The sequence below is a fragment of the Streptomyces sp. NPDC047085 genome, assembly GCF_040643735.1.
GTDB lineage: Bacteria > Actinomycetota > Actinomycetes > Streptomycetales > Streptomycetaceae > Streptomyces.
On sequence record NZ_JBEYUW010000013.1, the window covers coordinates 114,624 to 128,223 of the forward strand.

The 13,600-nt window shown below is 69.7% G+C and carries 11 protein-coding genes and 1 pseudogene; 6 read left to right on the forward strand and 6 right to left on the reverse strand.

The window, feature by feature from the left end:
• Positions 1 to 58: 58 nt before the first annotated feature.
• The 3 genes and pseudogenes from ABZ865_RS33985 to ABZ865_RS33995 form a co-directional block, all read right to left on the reverse strand.
• Positions 59 to 610, reverse strand: a complete 552-nt coding sequence (locus tag ABZ865_RS33985) for a hypothetical protein (protein ID WP_361239086.1) — start codon at positions 608 to 610, stop codon at positions 59 to 61.
• 11 nt (positions 611 to 621) lie between these two features.
• A pseudogene (locus ABZ865_RS33990) lies at positions 622 to 1,128 on the reverse strand (transposase); the annotation flags it as partial.
• A 107-nt stretch (positions 1,129 to 1,235) separates the two neighbouring features.
• Entirely contained in the window at positions 1,236 to 1,703 is a 468-nt protein-coding gene (locus tag ABZ865_RS33995) for a pyridoxamine 5'-phosphate oxidase family protein (protein ID WP_361239088.1), read from the reverse strand.
• Between the two features lie 166 nt (positions 1,704 to 1,869).
• Here ABZ865_RS33995 and ABZ865_RS34000 point away from each other — a divergent pair, with 166 nt between their 5' ends.
• The 3 genes from ABZ865_RS34000 (at position 1,870) to ABZ865_RS34010 (ending at position 8,062) form a co-directional block, all read left to right on the forward strand.
• On the forward strand, positions 1,870 to 2,286 hold the full coding sequence (locus tag ABZ865_RS34000) for a hypothetical protein (protein WP_361239090.1): 417 nt from the start codon (positions 1,870 to 1,872) through the stop codon (positions 2,284 to 2,286).
• Positions 2,287 to 3,140: 854 nt separating this feature from the next.
• The gene (locus tag ABZ865_RS34005) at positions 3,141 to 3,551 is read left to right on the forward strand and encodes a hypothetical protein (RefSeq protein ID WP_361239092.1); all 411 of its coding nucleotides are present in this window, start codon (positions 3,141 to 3,143) and stop codon (positions 3,549 to 3,551) included.
• Entirely contained in the window at positions 3,548 to 8,062 is a 4,515-nt protein-coding gene (locus ABZ865_RS34010) for a hypothetical protein (protein WP_361239094.1), read from the forward strand. The genes ABZ865_RS34005 and ABZ865_RS34010 overlap by 4 nt, the downstream gene beginning before the upstream one ends.
• Positions 8,063 to 8,256: 194 nt before the next feature.
• On the opposite strand, the gene ABZ865_RS34015 is transcribed toward ABZ865_RS34010, so the two are convergent.
• Positions 8,257 to 9,105 carry a GNAT family N-acetyltransferase gene (locus tag ABZ865_RS34015; RefSeq protein WP_361239096.1) on the reverse strand — a complete coding sequence of 283 codons (849 nt, stop codon included), beginning with the start codon at positions 9,103 to 9,105 and terminating at the stop codon, positions 8,257 to 8,259.
• Positions 9,106 to 9,366: 261 nt separating this feature from the next.
• Between ABZ865_RS34015 and ABZ865_RS34020 the strand changes: the two genes are divergently transcribed.
• The 3 genes from ABZ865_RS34020 (at position 9,367) to infA (ending at position 12,010) form a co-directional block, all read left to right on the forward strand.
• The gene (locus ABZ865_RS34020) at positions 9,367 to 10,593 is read left to right on the forward strand and encodes a PP2C family protein-serine/threonine phosphatase (RefSeq protein WP_361239098.1); all 1,227 of its coding nucleotides are present in this window, start codon (positions 9,367 to 9,369) and stop codon (positions 10,591 to 10,593) included.
• 321 nt (positions 10,594 to 10,914) lie between these two features.
• Entirely contained in the window at positions 10,915 to 11,721 is an 807-nt protein-coding gene (locus ABZ865_RS34025; protein ID WP_361239100.1) for a GNAT family N-acetyltransferase, read from the forward strand.
• Positions 11,722 to 11,785: 64 nt separating this feature from the next.
• Positions 11,786 to 12,010 carry a translation initiation factor IF-1 gene (infA, locus tag ABZ865_RS34030; protein ID WP_275773170.1) on the forward strand — a complete coding sequence of 75 codons (225 nt, stop codon included), beginning with the start codon at positions 11,786 to 11,788 and terminating at the stop codon, positions 12,008 to 12,010.
• A gap of 183 nt (positions 12,011 to 12,193) precedes the next feature.
• On the opposite strand, the gene ABZ865_RS34035 is transcribed toward infA, so the two are convergent.
• Entirely contained in the window at positions 12,194 to 12,895 is a 702-nt protein-coding gene (locus ABZ865_RS34035) for a hypothetical protein (RefSeq protein WP_361239102.1), read from the reverse strand.
• An 86-nt stretch (positions 12,896 to 12,981) separates the two neighbouring features.
• A complete protein-coding gene (locus ABZ865_RS34040; RefSeq protein WP_361239104.1) occupies positions 12,982 to 13,587 on the reverse strand; it encodes an XRE family transcriptional regulator in 606 nt (201 codons plus the stop codon).
• Positions 13,588 to 13,600 lie beyond the last annotated feature (13 nt).

The following is a 13,600-nucleotide window of genomic DNA, read 5'->3' on the forward strand; positions in this document are numbered from 1 at the left end:
CGGCGGATCGCGACCTGATCAACGCCGGATCATGCCCATAGGACGTCGTTGTCATGGATCAGGTCGCCTGCCGTTGCCCCAACAGGCGGGCCTGTTCCTTCTTCAGCGCGGAGAATCCCTGGCGCGCGTAGGCGGCGAGCTCCTCGCTGGGGAACGACACCACCGAGAGGTGCTGGTCATGCTTTCCCTGCGCCCACCGGGCGGCTGTGATCTCATAGCCCGACACATGCGCGCACAGTTGGAGCAGAAGCGGCGGCATCTCTGGTTCGCTCAACAGGTCCGCGTGTTTGATGACCAGGTCGCGCATAGCCTGGATGTTCGGAAGAAAGACGGTAGTGACCCACAGCCGCCACTCGGTGAGCTCTTCAGGAGTGGGCGGAGGCTCATGAGCGAACGGCGACTTTCCGCCGGGGCGGGCATGACGTTCCACGAACGCGCTGAACGTGCGGCTGTTGGCTTCCGTGAGGGCGAACAGGGGCCCGTAGAAGTCGCTGAGCTGGCGATTCACGCGAGCGAGGCGTTCTTGACGCTGCGACAGACGCAAGCCGTTGAGGTAGGTGACGACATAGCCGACGAACGCCAGCCCGATGGTGACAACCACTGCGATCATGAGGGGCGATGCTAGCGAGCAGCGCGCTCCCTGGTCGGACGGCCGTGGCAGATACGGATTGCGGCGATGCCCGCGAAGGCCAGGAAGTGGTCGGCCTTGCGTTCGTAGCGGCAGTGGAGTCGGTGGATGCCGCCGAGCCGGCTCAACGCCCGTTCGACTGTCCACGGTGTCGGCCCAGCCTGGCCGATGAGTCGACGCCCTTACGGGCTGTCCGAGGCATGATACGGCGACTGCGGAGCCATTGACGCAGGTGGTCGTCGTCCTATCCCTTGTCGGCATGGAGCTTGACGGGACGGCGCCGTCGGGGGCTTCGGCGGGAGCGGATCGGCGGTATGGCCCGCACCAACGACTCAAGTCCCAGACTGCCGTGGGGGTTTGGCAAAGAGTTGCCGATCGACTTCCGGCGTCTGTCTCCACGTACAGCCGGAGGTCGCCACGAACAAGATCGCGGCCAGTACGGTTCGGTCGCCGTACCGCCGCCGGCCGCCACCTTGGGGTCGTACCGGCGCGGCTGGCAGTTCGTGCCCGCCACTTCCGGCATTTTCGCGACAGCACCGACTGGTGCAGGCTAGTGCTCCAGCTGTAGGTCGTGGTCCGAGGGAGGCGCGTCGGCGAGGGACGACTGCTATTCCAGCCAACTCCCGTCGCGCATGATGACTCTCCCGCGTAGTTCCGGCTCGCCGCGCCAAGCGCGCACAGTCCTCGGGACCACGCGTACATACAGAAAGGAACCCTCTTCCAGGCGTGGATCCCACCCGAACTTGTCGGCGAACGCCTCCGCTGCGGCTCCGGGCACCTCCTGGTCCGGGAAGCACTCCGCCTCACCCTGGAGGAGCACCACGTCGAAGGTGTCCGGTAGCGCCAGGCGCACGCGCGGCTCTTCGCGGACGTTCCGCGCAGTCACGGAAGTGGCGCTGGTGCACATCCACATCGCTCGCCCATCCCACAAGAACCACAGCGGCACCTGGTGCGGCCCGTGATCGGGGTGAGCCGTCGACACCCATACATCCCGCTCGGTAACGAGCCGCTCCAGAGCATCGCGCACACGCTCCGCCGTCTGGCGACGAACGATTCCTGTGGTCTCGGTCTCCATGAGGACCGACCCTAGCCAAGCGGGCGCGAAGCGCGCCTGAGGCGCAGGACCTACTCCCAGCGACCGATGAACCCCTGAGCTTCTGACTCGGGGTGACCAACTTCGGTGCTCGGGGTGGCCGGCGGACACGCAGCCATGACGAGTTCTTCGCCGGTGCCGCAGACGGGTGGCCGGTACCGCCCGGCACGCGCGGGCCGAGCGGCTGATCGCTGCGCCCACTCCCCCGGCGGGCGAGAGCGACGTGCCGGACCGTGAGGTGATTCTTCGGCGCGAGGCGCAGGGCGACGATCCCGAGACCTGGGTCGAGCTGGGTGGCTGGTTGCTCTTGAACGGGAGGCCGGCCCACGAGTACCGCCCTTGGCTCCAAAAGGTGCGCGGCAGTCGGCTCAACGGGCAACGACAGGCCCGCGCCAAGCTGGTCGTGCGGATGGAGCGGAAGCTGCACGACGAGATGAATCCGATGTTCTCCGGCATCCAGCTGACGAACGACGTGTGGCTCGGAAGCAAGATCACTGGGGCGCCGGCAGCGTTCGACTACGTGTACTACCCGTGGGCGGCCCACCTCAGCGGAACGGGCAAGTAGTCCTCGCGGGCCCCCGGCAGCCGAAGCCCGCCGGGGGTCGCCGGGGGCCACGACTTGCTTTGCCGGTCAGCATTCGCTTTCGTCGTAGTATGCGTAATACCCCGCATTGTAGCCCCGACGGTAATCACTGTTACGGCTCGACGGACTGTAGTCTTCGCAATTTCGAGCGTCGTAGCGACCGTCGCTGTAACCGCGCCGGTAATCAGCGCGTGACTGAGGAACGAGAGTACCCGCAGTCTGTGCTGTGAGCGCTGCCGAGCTGGGCGGGGCAGCTACGGCCTGCGCTCCCACTCCTGACACGAATGTCAGGCTCCCAGCGGCGAGTGGGGCTATGAGCAGGACGAGGAATCGCTTCGCGCGCATGGAGCTTCCCATTCCAGAGATGGGGACGAGTATCTGGTGCCTTGTCCCGGCCAGGAGCGAATTCCTGCGACAACCGGCCAGGCGAACGCTCGGCTGCATCAGCCGTCCGGGCGACCATGTGGCGGCGGGTTCCGCCTTCGGCGCCACGTGTTTGAATTGCCGACCGCTGTCGGCTGTGGCGCCCACCTTTCGACGGTATCCACTCACATTCGCCATGTCCACTCAGGTCAAGCACGGTGCGGGTGGTGAGTGGCCATGCCCGCAGCCCGGCGGCGACGCCGACCTCGAAGTGCCCTGGACCGGCGCAGTCGCGGGAGTTCACGCTCGTGGTGACCTCCTCGATCCCGCCGACCCTCGCTCCGTTCGCGCACGCCGAGTTGTCCGACGGTCTCCGGCCGTCGGCATCCGGTCTCCCTCAGGGCACGGGTCATGGGTACGCTACGTGCCGTCAAAAGCCTGGAGACGACGGCCAATTGGGGTGCCAGGGGACCATGCGTATCGTCATCACCGTCGACGGTGGCCGGGACGGCAGCGCCGAGCTGCGCCGTTGGCTGACCGCGGAGCCGCGGTTGCGGGGGCGGATCCGGCTGGACACGCAGCCTCCGCCGCCCGGGGCGATGGGCAGCGGGGCGATGGACGCGCTCATCGCGATCCTGGAGCCGGGCGGGGTGGCGACGGTGTTCGCCGGGGCCGTGGTTGCTTGGGCAACCAGCCGCCGCAGCAGCCAGACCATCACCGTCACCAGGCCCGACGGCACGCAGATCAGCATCGAGTCCACACAGGTCAGGGCGGACGCAGCGCAAGCCGCAGAGCTGGTGGAGCGGCTGGCCGCCACCATCACCGACCCGCCCGCGCCCGAGCACCGGGCCGAACCGGACAGCGCCACCCCGCCCAGGCCGTGAACGGCGGCACCATCGCGGAGGCGGGACTGGCGATGCCGGGGGCGCGGGCGATCCTGGTCGGCACCGGCAGGCATGTCTCCGGGTCGGAGTTGCCGGGGCTGCCGTCGGTCGACACCACACTGGACGATCTGCAGCGCGTCCTGCGCGACGTGTGCGGCATGCCGGACGAGGCGATCCATCGGGTTCCGGCGCACGCCGGCCCGCCGGATGTGATCGAAGCGGTGGAGCGGGCGGTCGCCGATGCACCCGGTGTGGTGCTGCTGTACTACGTCGGCCACGGGCTGCTCGGCCCCGGGGACGAGCTGTACCTGGCCACATACGGCACCGAGTCCGCGGATCGTGTCTCCCACACGGTGCCGTATCGCACCCTCAAAGATCTGCTGAGCGACGCCCCAGGCGATGGCATCGTCGTCCTGGACTGCTGTTTCTCCGGGCGTGCCGCCGTGCCGGTGAGCGGTCGGTCCCGCGAGCCGTTCGCCTCGGCACGGCCCGGTGGGAGCGTTCTGCTCAGCTCGGCCTCGCACTTCGCGTTGTCCTTCGCGCCGGAGGGCGAGCGCCACACCCTGTTCAGCGGTCGGCTGCTGCGGCTGCTGGAGAGGGGCGACCCGGCCGGGCCGCCGTGGCTGACCATCGATCGGGTGTACGCGCTGCTGGAGCGCGAGTTCGAGGGCTCGCCCACGCGTCCGCACCAGCAGAGCGAAGGGCGGCTGGGCGAGCTGCTCGTCGCCCGCAACCGCGGCTACCGCCCGGTGCCGGGGCCCGGGCACATCCCACCCGCCGACGTACCGTGCCCGTACCCCGGGTTGCAAGCCTTCCGGGCGGAGGACAGCCGGCACTTCTTCGGGCGGGAGGAGGTCACCACCCGGTTGCTGGACGCCGTCAGCGGCAGCATCGGCCGCTCGCCGGACCAACCCCCGGTGATCTTGGTCGGCGCTTCCGGGGTGGGCAAGTCCTCGCTGTTACGGGCCGGGCTGCTGGCCGGGCTGGAGCAGCTCCACGAGGCAGCCGGGAGCGGCGGCTCACCCGACCACGTGCCCTGGCCCGCGCTGCTGTTGCCCGCGCCGGGACCGCAGCCGCTCCGGTCGCTGGCCGAGTTGTGGGCGCAGGCCACCGCGCGGCGGACAGACGAGGTACTGGCCGCCTTCACCAACGGCGACGGGTTCCCTGAGCCGCTGCCCGGCCGCAGAGCCTGCCGGCTGCTGGTGGTCGACCAGTTCGAGGAGGTCTTCACCCGCTGCCGGGACACCGAGCAGCGCGCCCGGTTCATCGGCCTGCTCACCGCCGGAGCCCAGGGTCAAGCCCCGCGTGTCGTCCTGGGACTGCGCGCCGATCACTACGGCAGCTGCCTCGCGCACCCGCCACTGGTCCGGGCCCTCGCTCGTGGGCAACTCACCGTATCGCCGATGGACGAGGACGCCCTGCGCGCCGCCATCGAGCGGCCCGCGGAGGCCGTCGGCCTGACCTTGGAGCCCGGCCTGACCGACCGGCTGCTGCACGACCTGCGGCACGGCGACGTCCTCGGGCCCGCAGCCGCGGCCGGCCCGGACGACACCGCCGCCCTCCCGTTCCTCGCGCACGCGCTGCGCGAGACCTGGCGCACCCGCAGCGGCGCGGTCCTCACCCTGGCCGGATACCAACGCACCGGCGGCATCTGGCAGTCCGTCACCAAGACCACCATGGAGCTGTACGAGTCCCTCGACGAGCCCGGCCGCCGGGCACTGCGCGACCTGCTGCTGAGCATGATTCACCTCACCGGCGACGGCACTGGCACGGTGGTGCGCCGCCGGATGCGGCTCACGGAGCTGCTGGACGGCAGATCGCCGCAGCAGCGGCGGCTGATCACCGAGATCTGCGACCGGCTGGCAAACGCCCGGCTGATCACCATGGACCGGACGACAGCCCAGATCTCCCACGAGGCGCTGCTGCGCGCCTGGCCCCAGTTGCGCCGCTGGATCGACGAGGACCGGACAGACCTGTTGCTGCGCCAGCAACTGGCGGAGGCTGCTGACGCCTGGCAGGCGGCCGGCCGCGACCCGTCCTTCCTGCTGCGCGGCACCCGTCTGGACGCCGCGGAGGACCTGGACCGCCGGGCGAGGCTCCGCCGGCAGCCGCTGCGCCGCAGGGACCTGGAGTTCCTGGTGGCCAGCGGCGCGGCAGTACGCGCGGAACGGCAACGTGACGCGCGCCGCACCCGGCGGCTGAAGCAGGCACTGGGCGGGGTCGTGCTGGCGCTGTGCCTGGCGCTGATCGCCGCAGGAGTGGCGTTCCAGCAGCAGCGTACGGCGCAGGACCAGCGGCGGCTCGCGACGTACCGGGCGTTGACCGCGGAAGCCGGGAACCTGCGCCAGTCCGACCCGCAGACGTCGCTGCGTCTGGGACTCGCCGCGTACCGGATCCGCCCGACGGCCGAGGCGCGGAAGGCGGTGTTCGACACGCTGGCACAGACACCGTTCGGCGGCAGCGCGCCGCTGCCCGACTGGCGGACGAAAGAGGGCTCGCAACAGGTGGCCGGGATCAGCCCCGACGGCAGGCTCGTGGCCACCACCGACCGGGAGAACCGGATCATCGTGTGGGATGCCCAGGGCACCGCGCACCTGACCCGGACGACGGTCCTTCCCCGCTGCCGCGACTACGTCGACGGGCTCGCCTTCAGCCATGACGCCCGGCTGCTCGCCACGGCTTGCCGGGACGGCTCGGTCAACCTGTGGACCCTGGCCGACCGGGACCACCCGCGCCGACTCGCAACATTGCGCCTGCCGTCGCTGCCCGGCTCTCCGGACGCCGTGGCCTTCAGCCCGGACGGCCGCACCCTGGCGGCAACAGGTTGGTGGAACAGGGACACCCTCGACGGATCGCTCGCCCTGTGGAGCCTCCGCGATCCGGCCCACCCGCGGCAGCTCACCATCCGCGGACACGTGTACGACAACAGCGCGCTGGTCTTCAGCCCGGACGGCCGCACCCTGGTCAGCTCCACCGGCCGGATCACCGCGCGGCAGGAGCCGGTCGACAAGGACTCGATCGTGCACCGCTCCGGCGCGACGTTCTGGGACGTCGCCGACCCGGCCCGGCCGCGGCGGCTCACCCGGCAGGACCTGCTGAACGAAACCATGGCGTTCAGCCCGGACAGCCGGCTGTTCGCCGCCCAACGCAACCGCACCGTTCTGCTGTGGGATCTCTCCGCACCGGCCCGGCCCAGGCTGCTGGCCTCCTGGACCGCCCACACAGATCTGGTCACCGCGATCGCATTCAGTCCCGACGGCCGCCGACTGGTCACCGGCGGCCTCGACGACGACGTGAACCTGTGGAACCTCGACCACCCCAGCCGCCCGGAGCGAATTCGGACGTTCTCCGGAAACACCGGGTCGGTCAAAGCCCTGGCCTTCGCTCCAGACGGTCATGCCGTGGTCTCGGCGACCGACAAATCGGTGAACCGCTGGTACGTCACCGCCCGAGGCCGGCCCACCGTCGCCGCGACACTGGCTCCGGACAGCTCGCTCGACGCGACCGCCATCACCCCGGACAGCCGCACCCTGGCGATCGGCGGCGTTCAGGAAACCATCGGCCTGTGGGACCTCACCGATCCCGCTCGCCGACGGCGGACGGCGACGCTGACCGGACACACCAAGACGGTCCGCGCGCTCGCGATCAGCCCTGACGGAAAGAGCCTGGCCAGCGGAGGCGACGACGGCCGCATCATGCTGTGGGACATCACAGACCGATCCCACCCCCGCCGAGCGGCCGCTCTCGCCCGCCCCGGCAACATCGTCCTCTCGGTCGGCTTCTCCGCCGACGGCTCCACTCTGGTGGCCACAGGTGCCACCACTCTGTTCTCACCGGCTTGGGCACGCTTGTGGAACGTCACCCGACCCAGCCGCCCCCGCGACCTCGGAGGCTTCTCGGGCCTGGGCACGCTGGGCGCGGCCCGCTTCAGCCCGGACGGACGGCTGCTGGCTCTGCCGGGCGGAATCCGGACGGTGCTGTGGGACCGGCAACGGCACGCCAAGCCGGTCGAACTGCCGGACGGAGACTCTGAGTCGGCGTTCGCCCCCGACGGAAAGACCCTGGCCACCGGCGGCGATTCCGACCAGGCCGTCCTGCTGTGGGACGTGTCCGATGGCGCCCATCCCCACCGGGTCGGCGCGGTGCCCGCCGACGGCCGCCGGACCTACATGCACCAGTTGGCGTTCCACCCCGGCGGCAACCTGCTCGCCGCCGCGGGCGAGGACGGACGCACCACCCTCTGGGACGTCGGCGACCGTACCCGGCCGCACCCCGCCGCCGTCCTCTCCGGGCACCACGACAGCGTCACCGACCTGGCCTTCAGCCCCGACGGCCGCCGCCTGATCACCGCAAGCTCCGACGACACCGCGCTGGTGTGGGACCTCGGCGATCTGCCGGCGATCAGCGCCGACCCGATCCGGACGGCCTGCCGTATCGCGGGCGGCGGGCTGACCCGCGATCAGTGGGACACATACGCGACCGGGCTGGGCTTCCAGCGGACCTGCCCGTGACCCCCGCGCATACAGCCGACAAAATCGCTGCACGGCATGAAGGGTCGACTGCCTCGGCTGGTGATCTCCAACCGCACTCGGTTTGCAGCCGGCCGCTGTGCGGCGGGCTTCGGGCGTCATCACGGTCGTCGTCGCGATCTCCATGACGCTGAGGGATGCCGTGGGAGCCCAGATGTGTTCCCCGGGTCGGCGCGTTACGACCGTGCCGGTTGATTGGCGATCAGAAGGGTGGTGCCGGCGGGGCGAAAGCCCAGGCGGGCATAGATGCGGGCGACGGCGTGCTCCGCGTAGGCGAGGAAGACCGTGTCCACTCCATGGTCGCGGGCGTGGGCGGCCAGGGCCGCGGTGACAGCGGCAGCGAGTCCCTGACGGCGGGCGGTGGGGAGGGTGCCGATGCCGCCGATCTCGGTCGTGCCGTCTGCCGGGTGGTAGTGGCCGACGGCGAGCGGGGTGCCGTCGGGGGCGAACGCAGCGATGAGTGTCTTGTGTCCGGCGCGGAGCGCGGGCCGAGTCGCTTCGACCGTTCCGTCCGCGGCCAGTTCCTCGGCCACCGTCGCCAGCTCCTTGCGGCCGGCCGAGCCCACCGCGGTGCCCGTCTCGGCGAAGGCCCAGCGGGGCAGGGCGAGCACTGCGGGCAGAGCCGCGTCGTCGGCCGTCAGTACGCGAAGCGTGACGCCGTCCGGCAGGAGGTGCGGGGGCAGCGGGTGGCCGGGGTCGAGCACCATCAAAGGTCGTTCTTGCACCGGGAGGCCGGCGGCCTCGATACGGGCGCGCAGCGTCGGCACTGCCTCGGCCAGCCACTCGAAAGCCTCCGGCACTCCCAGTTCGCGCTGGCGGGCTCGTACCCGGGCGATGTCAGTGGCAGCAATAGCCGCTGAGCGCTCGGTGCTTGGCTGAGCGTGGCTTGGACCGCCGTAATAGGGGGCGCCCGGCCCCTTTCGCACAAACAATCGCAACGGGCCGAACTCTTCAGCATCGGCGAACAGCAGCGGGACGGTGGCGTAGAACTGCTCGATACGGGCGCGCAGCGATGGGGTGCTCATGCGGCGCATCCCATCACGGTGCCGCGCCGCGCCACACCCGGATATTGCCACCGGCCGAAGGACGGCCGTGTGGCAGTCTCCCGGCCCGTCTCGACCGATGATGTGCTGGGGCGCTGTCCCCGGCCGACGGCGACGCTCGAAGTGCCTTCCTCATGGCCGACATGCCGCGCATGGCGTAATGGGCCGTTGCGGCGGCGCCCCGGGTCACGTTGTGCAGAGACAGCGGGTGTGGCGGGCAGGAAGAAGGTGGCGAACCCGGGCATGGGCGAAGAAAGTGTGGACCGGTCGGAGGGGTTCGGGGAGCAATTGCTCGGCCTGCTGCTGGACAGGGCCCGGCAGATGGCACCGCAGATGATCGCCCCGCTGGTCGCGGAGGAAGTGGCAAGGATCGGCGGTCGGGACGTCTCCATCCTGCTCCAGGACTACGCGCAGGAACTGCTGGTGCCACTGCCGGGCAGGAAGCTGCGCGTCGGCGAGCCTGAGCCGATGGCCGGCTCTCCTGCGGGCAGGGCCTTTCTGAGCTCGGACACCGTCGAGGTGCCGCAGGCCCACGGGGGCGTGCGGATGTATCTGCCGCTGTTGGACGGCAGCGATCAGGTGGGCGTGATGGCCCTGACCCTGGACACCGTCGGCGACGACGACCGGCGCCTGCTGCGCAGGCTCGCCGGCCTGGTCGCCGACATTCTGGTCACCAAGAGCGCCTACACCGATCTGTTCTTCCTGGCCCGGCGCCGGGAACCGATGAGTGTGTCCGCGGAGATCCAGTGGAACCTGCTGCCGCCGCTGTCCATGACGGTGCCGCAGGTCGAGGTGGCCGGCATCCTGGAGCCGGCTTACCGCGTCGCCGGCGACAGCTTCGACTACGCCCTCAACAACGGCATCCTGCACATGGCCGTGATCGACGCGATGGGCCACGGCCTGGACGCCGCCGTGATGGCCACCGTGGCCATCGGCGCCTACCGGCACGCCCGTCGCGTGTTCATCAGCCTCGCCGAGAAGTACGCCTTCATGGACGACGCCATTTCCCGACAGTTCGGCCCCGACCACTTCGTCACGGCACAGCTGATGCACGTGAACATCGCCACCGGCGAGCTGGAACTGGTCAACGCCGGCCACCCTGCTCCGCTGCTGATCCGCGCCGGCCGCGTCGTACAGCAACTGGAAAGCGCGACAACACTGCCCGTCGGCTTCGGCGGTGAAGTGCCCCGCATCAGAGAACACACGCTCCTGCCGGGCGACCGGGTGCTGTGCTACACCGACGGCATCATCGAGGAACACATCGCCGGCGGAGAACCATTCGGCGAGCAACGCCTCATCCACTGCGTCAACCACCTGGCAGAAGAACCGTCACAGGGCGTGCGAGCCGACCTGCGCCGCCTCTCCCACACCCTGAAAAGAGAACGGGGCGGACGCACCAGCGACGACGCCACCCTGTTCATGATCGAATGGCACGGGGACAGCACCGAGCACTCCGCGGCCTTCGGCTGAACGCGACAACGCCAACCTCACGTTCCAGAGGTCCTGCGTCGAGTCCCCATGCGTGCGTCGGTCTTCGAGAGCGCCCGTCGGCACCACCCGGCCGTCCCGGGGCCGCGTTGCCCGGCGCGCCGGGGAGCGTCCGCGGAAAATGAGTTGGGCGGGACATCGCTCGCTTGGTAGCGTGCGCAACACCGTGACAGGCCGCTAGGAGGTGAGACCCGTGAACGCTGTTCTGAAGTGGGTGCTCCCCCTTTCCCGCACGGTGCGCGAGTGACATAGGTGTCCTCGGGAGTGCCTCGACCGACAAGGCACTCTTGAAAGGCCATCACCATGAACACATCGCATTTCTCTTCGGGCACCGGGGACACCGGGGAGGGCCCGGTGACGATCACACGGGTCGCGGAGACCCATTGGCTCGCCGTCGAGGACGACCGGGAGGTCGGGCGCGGCGACGCTGTGCGCAGGCCCGACGGGCGGATGTTCGTCAGCATCGACGCGTGGCAGGGCGCGGTCTTCGACCGGCTCGCCGCTGCGATGGTGGCGGACCTGCCGACGCCGCTGTACGTGGTGGTCGACGAGACCGACCGCGAGGTCAGGGCAGGTTGGGAGCGGGCCGGTTTCACGACAGGGCGCCGTGAGCGGGAGTACGCCGTACCCACCGACCCACGGGTCACCGGGCTCGACGCGGTGCGACCGCCGTCGTCCGTGACGATCGTGCCCGCCGGCGAGGCGCAGGAGGACCTGCTGCGCGTGCTGGACCGGGCGATTCGCGACGAGGTCGAGGCCACGGTCGGCTGGCGGACGATGCCGGCCGAGGTGTTGCCTCGCCCTGCCGGGGTCACGATCGTGGACCCGTCGAAGTACGCGGTCGCGGAACTGTCCGGCCGATACGTGGGGTTGATCCGGGTGGCGCCGGTCCCCCGCAGGCCGCGGATCGGACTGATCGCGGTCCTGGCCGATGAGCGGCGCCGGGGCATCGCGCGGGCGCTGCTGGCGCACTCGCTGGGTTCGCTGCACCGCTCCGGGTCCGCATCGGCATGGGCCGAGGTGGACGAATCCAATGCCGCGGCCACAGCGCTCTTCGAGGGCGCCGGCGCCCGGTGCACGGGCGGAAACCTGGAGCTGGTGCGCCGTTGAGGCGCCGCCGCATCTCAGCGCGTCCCCATGTCTTTCACCGTCATCGACTCTAGGAATGAGTGATTTGCCGAAAACATCGGGCGGTCTCGAATTCGAGGGAACCGTCGTCGAATGCCTGCGCAACGCCACCTTCACGGTGGAGCTGCAGAACGGGCACAAGGTGCTCGCGCACATCAGCGGGAAGATCCGGAAGAACTACATCAAGATCCTCCCGTACGACCGGGTGCTCGTGGAACTGAGCCCCTACGACCTCACCCGGGGCCGGATCCTCTACCGGTACCGGACATGAGCCCGACCACCGCCAGCGCGCCGAACTCCCTGCAGTGAAGCCCAGGAACGAGAGCGCGTTTTCGCTGGCCGGTGACTCCTGAGGTCAGCCCTGCCGGCAGGTCGTCGCACCGACCGGCAGGGCCGACTACTGACTGGTGTACCCGCCCTCGCAGGGCCACTGCGCAGACCGACGCGTGGCGCGTCAGCCGGATTCCGGTGTGGCGCCGTGGCGGCTTGCGAGGTGCTCGAAGAATCCGTCCAGCAGGGCGAAGAGCCCGTCGACAGCCTGCCGGTGCTGGTCTTGTGACCACGGCTCAGCTGGGCGACCCTCGGGAAAGACGACCTGGACAACCTGGGCGGACCATACGAGGTTCGCACCGACCTGGTACGTGTCCGCGAGCCACTGCCGCAGTCCGTTCAGCAGCACTCCGCCGCCGGCATGGTCGTAACCGTTGAGGTACGCCGTCACCCCGTCGTAGGTGACGCGGCCGACGTACATGCCCGGCCGCTTCCTGAAGTTCTCCCAGAACCTCTGATGTGACTCGACCGGTCTTCCCCTCCTGCGGCCCCAGGCGGCCGGCACCCGGGAAAGGTCGGTGCCCATGCCCCAGGTGGAGTACGAGACCGCGTCCGAGCCCACGCCGAGGGCCGTGAGGAGAACGGCCGTCCGCTCGGCGGGATCGACAGGTCCGGACTTCCTGACCCAGACACACGTTCCCGACGGATCACGCTCGTGATGGGTGACGACGAAGTCCGTTCCCTCAAGGGTGAAGAACGCGGCACGCACAGTTCCGTGTTCGTCCCATGACTCCTCGATCGTCAACCGAAGTCGCCGGGCCACCGAGTCCAGATCCACCGCGAGCAGCGCCAGCGAAATCAGCGGTTCCGTTGCGGCTTGGAACATCGAGCATTGCCGCGCCGCATTGCCATCATCCGCTGGAGTCGAGGACGTGGCGGGCGCCCAGTCGGCTTCGGGTTCCGGAACGTTGATCATCTCGGGCAGACCTCTCCAGCAGCGTCGCGCTGCTCTTCTGGGCTCGTGCGCACGACCGCTTGGTCGCCTCGGGGTCCGAACAGGTGCAGGATCTCCACAGGACGCGTGTCGGCCGGACCGAACCAGTGCGGTTCACTGGTGTCGAACTCGGCGATTTCGCCGGGGCGGAGGGTGCATTCGCGGTCCCCGAGCATGAGGCGTAGCTCTCCGGCGAGGACGTAGAGCCACTCGTGGCCTTCGTGGGTCACCAGTTTCGGCTCGCGGGGGGCCAGTACGTGCTTGAAGACCTGTACGCGGCCCGGGTACTGCGTCAGCGGCACGAGGACGCTGCCGAGACCTTTGCGCAGGGGCGTGAGATGCACCCGAGGGTCACCGGTGGCCGGTGCACCCACCAGTTCGTCGAGTGCGATGCGGTGCGCACGCGCCAGCGGGATGAGCAGGTCCAGGGTCGGGCGCCGTTTTCCTGATTCGAGACGGGACAGCGTGCTCACCGAAAGTCCGGTAGCCGTCGCCAGTGCCTCCAGCGTGAGTCCGCGTTCCCGCCGCAGCGTGCGCAGTCTCGGCCCGATGGCATCCAGGATCCGCTCCAGTTCCGTGTCCATACCGTTCAGTGTC